This window comes from Mesobacillus boroniphilus JCM 21738 (assembly GCF_000517385.1).
Lineage (GTDB): Bacteria > Bacillota > Bacilli > Bacillales > Cytobacillaceae > Mesobacillus > Mesobacillus boroniphilus.
Genome location: NZ_BAUW01000233.1, coordinates 1 through 803 on the forward strand (window position 1 = coordinate 1; position 803 = coordinate 803).

The following is an 803-nucleotide window of genomic DNA, read 5'->3' on the forward strand; positions in this document are numbered from 1 at the left end:
TCAATGGGATAGTTTCAAAATACGTGGTTTTATCATTCCTATCCTCGGTTATAAAGTTAGGATTCCCAAAGAAATCCCTTGTCGTTTCACACATTTGCGCTTATGACAAAACTTGTCGCGCTGCATCTATAGTTCAATAAGGAATTCAACAAAAAAGGTGGCTAATCCTTCTGGATCAACGCACCCTTTTTTAAAAAATATTCATTTGTTACTTCAAATGATCCTTATAAATCGGATACTTTGGGAAATACATACCGCCACCTGATAGGAATTCTTTTGTTTCTACATCATAAATTGCATATTTACTTCTAAATTCTTTTTCTGTGTCTTTAAAGGAGTAGAAGAAAAAACTTGCCTATTGGGGCTGACTGTCTGGTGGTTTTTTAAATCAATATCAGGGTAGGTATGGAGAACATTTCCATCCCAAGTCATATAATTGTATCCTTTTACCTCATTAAACAATACCTTTTTCCTAACATTAACTGATGCATCAGTCATTTCTTTAAAGAGCCCAGCATCCAAATCTTCTTGGCTGTGTTTATGTCTTTCGTAAAATTCCTGATGTACTGGATACCTTCTATCTCTTAGAGCCTGGTAAAATTCATCTACAGTTTCATCAATGATTTTTTCCGAATTTGCAGGGTACAGGTAGTCAACTTTATGAGAATAAGAAGCTCGTGAATAGACAGGATTGCCCAATAACACAAAAATACTACATACAATATACAAGCTAATTAATAATGAATTTTTCATTTAGGTTACTCCTTTTTTAAAGTAATGTGCCCTAAATGTTCTGTAACTAA

1 protein-coding gene is annotated in these 803 nt (G+C 33.9%); it reads right to left on the minus strand.

Annotated features, from left to right (window positions below; genetic code table 11):
• Positions 1 to 282: 282 nt before the first annotated feature.
• Complete coding sequence (locus JCM21738_RS22020; protein ID WP_035210338.1) at positions 283 to 753, minus strand: hypothetical protein; 471 nt, start codon at positions 751 to 753, stop codon at positions 283 to 285.
• Positions 754 to 803 lie beyond the last annotated feature (50 nt).

Excerpts from the sequence above, each read along its gene's own strand:
- JCM21738_RS22020 (WP_035210338.1), bottom strand. The coding sequence starts at position 753 with ATGAAAAATTCATTATTAATTAGCTTGTATATTGTATGTAGTATTTTT.